Annotated in this window: 6 protein-coding genes; 1 reads left to right on the forward strand and 5 read right to left on the reverse strand. The window is 64.6% G+C overall.

Going from position 1 to position 7,241, the window contains the following annotated elements; translation table 11 throughout:
• The first annotated feature begins 286 nt into the window (after window positions 1-286).
• Window positions 287-1,498 (forward strand): sensor histidine kinase, encoded by a 1,212-nt coding sequence (locus AC07S4_RS30270; protein WP_494990119.1) that lies wholly within the window; start codon window positions 287-289, stop codon window positions 1,496-1,498.
• On the opposite strand, the gene AC07S4_RS30275 is transcribed toward AC07S4_RS30270, so the two are convergent.
• The 5 genes from AC07S4_RS30275 to AC07S4_RS30295 are packed head-to-tail and all read right to left on the reverse strand — an operon-like array spanning window position 1,479 to window position 7,039.
• A complete protein-coding gene (locus AC07S4_RS30275) occupies window positions 1,479-2,705 on the reverse strand; it encodes an EAL domain-containing response regulator (protein ID WP_494990120.1) in 1,227 nt (408 codons plus the stop codon). The genes AC07S4_RS30270 and AC07S4_RS30275 overlap by 20 nt on opposite strands.
• A gap of 8 nt (window positions 2,706-2,713) precedes the next feature.
• On the reverse strand, window positions 2,714-3,796 hold the full coding sequence (locus tag AC07S4_RS30280; protein WP_494990121.1) for a protein-glutamate methylesterase/protein-glutamine glutaminase: 1,083 nt from the start codon (window positions 3,794-3,796) through the stop codon (window positions 2,714-2,716).
• Entirely contained in the window at window positions 3,793-4,299 is a 507-nt protein-coding gene (locus AC07S4_RS30285) for a chemotaxis protein CheD (RefSeq protein ID WP_494990122.1), read from the reverse strand. Before AC07S4_RS30285 ends, AC07S4_RS30280 begins: the two co-directional genes overlap by 4 nt.
• Before the next feature lie 7 nt (window positions 4,300-4,306).
• On the reverse strand, window positions 4,307-5,116 hold the full coding sequence (locus AC07S4_RS30290) for a CheR family methyltransferase (RefSeq protein ID WP_494990124.1): 810 nt from the start codon (window positions 5,114-5,116) through the stop codon (window positions 4,307-4,309).
• A 27-nt stretch (window positions 5,117-5,143) separates the two neighbouring features.
• Window positions 5,144-7,039 (reverse strand): methyl-accepting chemotaxis protein, encoded by a 1,896-nt coding sequence (locus AC07S4_RS30295; protein ID WP_494990123.1) that lies wholly within the window; start codon window positions 7,037-7,039, stop codon window positions 5,144-5,146.
• Window positions 7,040-7,241 lie beyond the last annotated feature (202 nt).

The raw sequence follows: 7,241 nt of genomic DNA on the forward strand, positions 1-7,241 counted from the left end.
ATAATTTGAGCTAAGAAGCTTGCGCTTCCGGCATCATCATCAAACGCCCACACTTATCGACTGTTAATTTTTAAAGAGGTCTGCGTTTCTTGCTGAAGCGTTTTGTTCAGCAGCAGAGAGGCGATATTATGAGGCTTGTCGTTTATTCCGTCAACCCTCTTTTTTCTTCCCTCCTGCGCTGCGTGTGTTCAGCAGCGCGGGGACAGAACTATAGCAAAGCCCGCCCACACTTGCAACAGTGTTTTTGGAATATACTTTCCTTAGCAGCTATTCAACAGGAGTCAGGATGGTCCCCCACGAACTGCCGGCAGGAAGTCCGCCCACCATACTGGTGGTCGATGATTCCCCCTCCTTCCTGACCGCCCTGCTCGACCATCTGTCCTCCCGTGGTTTCCTGGTGCTGATAGGCCGCCATGCGGAAGAAGGCCTGATGCGCGCCGAGTTCGGCCTGCCCGACCTGATCCTGATGGATGTGGTGCTGCCCGGCATGGACGGCTTCGAAGCCTGCCGCCGCCTGAAAGCCAGCGAAGCGACCAAGGATATTCCCGTGATCTTCATGACCAGCCTGGCCGACGCGCGCCAGAAGGTCAGCGGCTTCGCCGCCGGCGGGGTGGACTACATCACCAAGCCCTTCCAGATTGAAGAAGTGCTGGCCCGTATCAATACCCACCTGGATTTGCGCAAAGCCAACCGCGACCTGCAGCAGATGTTCGAGCAACTGAATCGCGCCAAGGAAGAGCTGGTGCACAACGAGAAGCTCGCTGCACTGGGCGCCCTGGTGGCCGGCATTTCGCACGAGCTGAACACGCCGATCGGCAACAGCCTGATGATCGCCAGCGCCTTCGAGGACCAGACCAGCGAAATCCGCACCCAGTTCACGCAGGGCGCGCCCATGAAACGTTCGGTGCTGGACAACTATCTGGAGAATGCCAATACGGCGGTGGAGGTGTTGGTGCGCAATCTGCACCGGGCGGCGGACATGGTATCCAACTTCAAGCAGGTGGCGGTGGACCAGACCAGCGCGCAGCGCCGCACCTTTTTGCTGGCCGAAGTCGTGTCCGGCAATGTGCTGACCTTGCTGCCCACGATACGCCGCACGCCCTACACCGTGACGCAGGACATCCCCCCGGCGCTGATGATGGACAGCTATCCCGGCCCGCTGGGCCAGGTCATCACCAACCTGGTGACCAACGCCATCACGCACGGACTCGATGGCCGCGACTACGGCACCATCGCCATCAGCTCCGGCAACGAGGAGCAGGACAACGTGGTGCTGACCATCTCCGACGACGGCAAAGGCATCAGCGCGGACAATCTGCTGCACATCTACGAACCCTTCTTCACCACCAAGCTCGGCGTGGGCGGCTCCGGCTTGGGGCTGCACATCGTGCACAACATCGTGAGCGACATCCTGGGCGGCCGCATCGACGTGCGCAGCACGCCCGGCGCGGGCACCACCTTCACGCTGACCCTGCCGATTACTGCGCCGATGCGCTAGCCAGTTCCTTCAGGCGCCTGCGGTTGTTCTTGATCCAGGCGGCCAGCGCGTTGCCGGGCATGGGCGCCGCCACCAGCGCGCCTTGCGCCATTTCGCAGCCCAGACCGCGCAGCAAGGCCAGATCCTCGGCCAGTTCCACGCCTTCGGCCACGGCCGCCATGCGCATCTGGTGCGCGGCGCTGATGGAAGCCTGCAGCAGCGCCTGGCGCGGCGGGTATTGCGACGCCTCGTGCACGATGACGGGATCGATGCGCAGTTCGGTCAGCGGGCAGCGCGCCAGTTGCTGCTGCGTGGTGTGCCCGGCGCGGTAGCCGCCCACCGCCAGGCCGAAGCCGCGCACGGCGAGATGCGCCAGGTTGGCGATGCTGAGCGGCGCGCCGCCGGCCAGCACCGGTTCCGGGCATTCCCAGGTAATGGTGCGCGGCGCCAGGTCCAGCTCGCGCGCAAGGGCGCTGAGCTGGTCCACCTGCGCGCGGTCGGCCAGGGTTTCGGCCGGCAGCTTGATGGACACGCCCAGCGAGATCAGGCCGATCTCGTGCCAGGCGTGCAGCTGGCGCAGCGCCTGCCCGGCGATGGAGGCCGTCAGAGGCGCGATCCAGTCCGTGCCCTGCACCGCCGGCATGAAGCGCGCGGCGCGTATCAGGCCACGCTCCGGATGCATCCAGCACGGCAGCACATCCAACCCGCGCAGCATGCCGCTGGCAATCTCGATGCGCGGCTCGTAGTACGGCAGGAACTGGCCGCCCTCCAGTCCCGCCCGCACTTCCTCCGCCTGCGGCATACCGGTGGCGGAAGCCTGGCACACCAGGTCCATGTCGGCGCGTTCCAGGATGTCGGCCAAGGCCTCGAAGTGCACCGGCTTGAGCGCGGTGCCCAGCAGGGCCAGGCGCGCCGGGCGCTGCGCCAGGCTGGCCTGCGCTTCGCGCAGCCGCTCCTCGCGCGCGCTGGCCACCAGCAGGCTGGCCGCCAGCTCCAGTTCGCAGATGTGGCGTATCAGCTCTATGCCCTCCATGCCGGGCATGTCCATATCGGTGAGCACCAGCTGCACCGGCACGCCGCGCGCATTGAGCTTGCGCAGCGCGTCGATGCCGTCGCAGGCCAGCAGCACTTCGCCGAAGCCGGCCTGGCGCAGCAGGCCTGCCATATGGTCGCGCTGGACAGGACTGTCCTCCACCACCATGGCCGTGCAGCCGCTCCAGTCACCCATGGGATGCCTCAGGCCAGGAAGGAATTCATCTGCTGCACGATCTCGCGGCCTATCAGCTCCAGCGTGACCGTGCGCTCCACGCCGCCGCGCTTGACCGCCTCTTTCGGCATGCCGTACACCACGCAGCTGGCCTCGTCCTGCGCCACCGTGTAGGCGCCGGCGTTGCGCATCTCGAGCAGGCCGGCCGCGCCGTCGTCGCCCATGCCGGTCATGATGACGCCCAGCGCGTTCGAACCGGCGCACTTGGCCACGGAGCGGAACAGCACGTCGACCGAAGGCCGGTGCCGGTTCACCAGCGGCCCGTCCATCACTTCCACGAAATACTGGGCGCCGTTGCGGCGCAACAGCATATGCTTGCCGCCCGGCGCGATCAGCGCGCGGCCGGGCGCCACGCGGTCGCCGGTCTGCGCTTCCTTGACCGTGATCTCGCACACGGAATTGAGGCGTTCCGCAAACGCCGCCGTGAACTTCTCCGGCATGTGCTGCACGATGACGATGCCAGGCGAGACGCGCGGCAGCGAGGTCAGCACCACTTCCAGCGCCTGCGTGCCGCCGGTGGAGGTGCCGATGGCCACCACGCGCTCGGTGGTCTGTGTCATGGCGCGGCCGTCGCTGGCGGGCAGGATGGCGTCGGCGGTGAGCTTGGCCACCGGCTGCAGGGGCGCGGCGCGGCCGGCCAGGCGCCGCACATTGGCGACGGCGGCGGCGCGCACCGCCGCCACCAGTTCGTCCGAGCTGTCGTTCAAGAACTGCTTCAGTTCCAGCTTGGGCTTGGTGATGATGGACACCGCGCCGGCGGCCATGGCCTCCATGGTGGTCTTGGCCGCCTTGGCCGTCAGCGTGGAGCAGATCACCACCGGCGTGGGACGCTCGGCCATGATCTTGCGCAGGAAGGTGATGCCGTCCATGCGCGGCATTTCCACGTCCAGCACGATCACGTCCGGCCAGACCGTCTTCATGCGCTCCATCGCCAGGATGGGGTCGGCCACCGCGTGCAGCACCTGGATATCCGGCGCCTTGTTGAGCAGGCCTGTGACGACCTGGCGCACTACCGCCGAATCGTCCACCACCATCACATTGATTTTCTTCATAAACGCTCCTTCAACGCCTTGCCGCCAAACGCGCCGGGCGGCCCTTGCCGCACCCACACGTCGCCGGTTCCGACGTTGAAAATAATGTGGCGGTGGCCGATGCCAAACAGGCTTTCGGACACTACCGGTATCTGATGCATCTGCAGCAGGCGTTCGGCCGTTTCGCCGTTGCGCCGTCCTATCCCCCCGTTGTCGCTGCGCTCTATGCCCGGGAACATCATACCGCCGCCAAAGATCTTGGCCTGGCATTCCGCCGGATTGATGCCGGCCTGCTCCAGTTCCCCCAGCATCAGTTCCAGCGCCCCTTCGCAATAGCGCCCGTTCAGGCGCCCCGCTCCCGGCTTGCCGTCCGCGGTCAGCAAAAAATGCGACATGGCGCCAAAGCGCGCCAGTGGATGCCAAAGCGTAATCGATACGCAGGAACCGAGCAAGGTTCGTATCCTGTGCCGTGCGTCGCCGACAAAGTGTTCGCCCGGCAGCAGGAAGACGTCGATGACAGCCATGCCGGCCTCACAGCTTGCGGTAGACCGACGGCGCCACCACCTGCAGCGGGCCGGCCATGTCGTGCAGGCTTTCCGAATGGCCTATCAGCAGGTGGCCGCCGGGGCGCAGGGCGCCCAGCAGCCGCCCCACCACCTGGTGCTTGGTCTCGGGACTGAAGTAGATCAACACATTGCGCAGGAAGATCACATCGAACTGGCCGAACTTGGGCGGCGTGGTTGAATTCAGGTTCACCTGGTGGAACTGCACGCGCTGGCGCATTTCACGCGCCACCAGCAGCGTGCCGTCCTGGTCGCCGATGCCGCGCAGGCAGTAGCGTTTCAGGTAGGCGGGGGGAATGTGGCTGGTGCGCTCGCGCACATAATGCCCGGTGCGCGCCGCCGCCAGCACGCGGGTGCTGATGTCGGACGCATACAGCTCCCACTCCTGCACGCCAAGCACGTCGTCCAGCACCATGGCGATGCTGTACGGTTCTTCGCCGGTGGAGCAGGCCGCGCTCCACACGCGGAAGGGGCGCCGCTCCGCGCGCGCGTCGGCAGCCAGCTTGCGCAGCAGATCGAAGTGCTTGGACTCGCGGAAGAAGTAAGTCTCGTTGGTGGTCAGCAGGTCGATGGCGGTCTGGGTTTCCGCCGGCGACTGGCCGCTCGCTATCATATTGAAATAGGCGCCATAGGTGGCGAGCTTGTGGTGCGCCAGGCGCTTGGCCAGGCGCCCGCTGACCAGCGCCTTCTTTCCGGGCGCCAGCGTAATGCCGGCCACCTCGAAAATGAAGCGCTGGAACTGGGTGAACTCCCGGTCGGAGATCGGCTCGGCGCTCATCGCTGCATCCCGCATTCACTCCCTCCGCTAAAAACGCGTGAACTGCGATTCGTCCGGCTCGCCGTCCGCCACGTGCGCCTTGCGCGGTGCGGCCCGCAAAGGAACCGCGCCACGCGGCGGCGCCTTGCGGACGGTGGCGCGTCCGCGCGCCGGCGCGGCTGCCGCCACCATGCCCACATTGAAGAAGGACATGGTGTGCTGCAGTTCCTCCGCCTGGCTGCTCATCTCCTCGGCCGTCGACGCCAGCTCCTCGGAGCCGGCCGCGTTCTGCTGCGTGGTCTGGCTCAGCTGTCCCATTGCCATATTAATCTGGCTGACGCCGGAAGCCTGTTCCTCGGAGGCGGCCGTAATTTCCTGCACCAGGTCGGAGGTCTTTTTAATGTTCGGCACCATGGAGTCGAGCAGCGTGCCCGCCTTCTCGGCCAGGTTCACGCTGCTGCCGGCAACCGCGCCGATTTCCTGCGCCGCCACCTGCGCGCGCTCGGCCAGCTTGCGCACTTCAGCCGCCACTACGGCGAAGCCTTTGCCATGCTCGCCGGCGCGCGCCGCTTCGATGGCGGCGTTCAGTGCCAGCAAATTGGTCTGGTAGGCGATATCGTCGATGATAACGATCTTGGTGGCGATCTGCTTCATGGCCGACACGGTTTCCTTCACCGCCGATCCGCCCTCGGTGGCTTCCACCGCAGCCTTGCTGGCCATGGCGTCGGTGACCTTGGCGTTCTCCGTGTTCTGGCTGATGGACGCGGTCATCTGCTCCATCGACGCGCTGCTTTCCTCCACGCTGGCAGCCTGTTCGCTGGCGGCCTGCGACAGCGATTGCGCCGTCGCGCTGACCTGCTCGGAAGCGGCGGCCAGCGCGGCCGCGCTGTCGTTCACTTCGGACACCACCTGCGACAGCTTGGCCACCGCCGCATTGGCAAAGCCCATCATCTCGCCGAAAGCGCCTTCGTATTTCTTGTCTATGGTGCGCGTCAGGTCGCCGCCGGCGATGGCTTCCATCATGCCCACCATGTCGTCGATGCCGCCCTGGGTGGTGGCCACCAGCTGGTTCAGGCCTTCGCCCATCTCCTTCTGGAAGCCCTGCAGTCCCTGCAGCTCGATGCGGGTGCTGAAATTGCCCTTGTTGGCCGCCTGCACCGCAGCGCGCTGGCCGTCGATCACCTGTTTCAGCTTGTCCACCATATTGCCCATGGCGCGCAGCAGCTGGCCGGTTTCATCCTTCGCTTCGGACTGCAGCGACACGGCCAGGTCGCCCTCGGCCAGGCGGTTAGCGGCCAGCACCGCATTATTGAGCGGCAGCGTGATGCTGCGCGTGATGAAGACCGCGCCCAGCACCGACAATATCACCAGCAGCACCAGCGCCGATGCGATGAGCTGGCGCGCGCGGGCGCTCACAGCGGTCATTTTCTCGTCGGCGGCCTTGGTGGTCTGGGCGGTAATTTTGCGCAGCTGGTCGAAAGCCTCGGCCAGCGGCTTGTCCGCGCCGCTGACGGATTTGTCGAGAGTTTCGGCGTCGTTGACCTTGTTTGCGCGAAGTTCAACGATTTTATTGAGGGCGTTGCGGTACAGGATGGTGTCCTGATGGACCTTGGCGAGGATGCGTTCCTCTTCCTGCGTCATGTGGCCGGTGGCCTTGTATTCATCGTCCACATTGTCGATGATCTCCAGCTGGGCGATCAGTTTCTTGTCATAATCTTCGCCGCGGAGCACGTAATTCTTGAACATCTGGACTGCGCTGCCCAGCGCCACCGAGCCCTTGGTGGTGGCGTTGGCTTTGGCGATCGCATCTTCTTTGACGGTCTGCCACTGGCTGTTCATGGCGGAGATTTCGCTGTAGGCCATCAGGCCGAACAGCAGGGACAAAAGCGTGAGCAGTCCAAACGCAAAACCAAGTCGTTTCCCGATCGAGAATTTTCCCAGCATGGTCATCCCCCAAGTCTAGTTGTGACTCTCCATGCTAGGCCCAGGGCTGTATGCAAGCAATAGCGTGTGGGAAAAAAGCAGGCTGCTAGCCACAAACGCAAAAAACCCCCACCGGATCACCGGAGGGGGTTTTTCTTATAACTAGCCTGACGATAACCTACTTTCACACTGGTTGCAGCACTATCATCGGCGCAAAATCGTT

It is taken from the genome of Pseudoduganella sp. GW821-FHT05F09, from assembly GCF_059419605.1.

What these genes read in the sequence shown, in the direction of transcription:
- AC07S4_RS30275 (WP_494990120.1), bottom strand. Translation starts at nt 2,705, where the DNA reads ATGGGTGACTGGAGCGGCTGCACGGCCATGGTGGTGGAGGACAGTCCT.
- AC07S4_RS30295 (WP_494990123.1), bottom strand. Translation starts at nt 7,039, where the DNA reads ATGCTGGGAAAATTCTCGATCGGGAAACGACTTGGTTTTGCGTTTGGA.
- AC07S4_RS30285 (WP_494990122.1), bottom strand. Translation starts at nt 4,299, where the DNA reads ATGGCTGTCATCGACGTCTTCCTGCTGCCGGGCGAACACTTTGTCGGC.
- AC07S4_RS30290 (WP_494990124.1), bottom strand. Translation starts at nt 5,116, where the DNA reads ATGAGCGCCGAGCCGATCTCCGACCGGGAGTTCACCCAGTTCCAGCGC.
- AC07S4_RS30270 (WP_494990119.1), top strand. Translation starts at nt 287, where the DNA reads ATGGTCCCCCACGAACTGCCGGCAGGAAGTCCGCCCACCATACTGGTG.
- AC07S4_RS30280 (WP_494990121.1), bottom strand. Translation starts at nt 3,796, where the DNA reads ATGAAGAAAATCAATGTGATGGTGGTGGACGATTCGGCGGTAGTGCGC.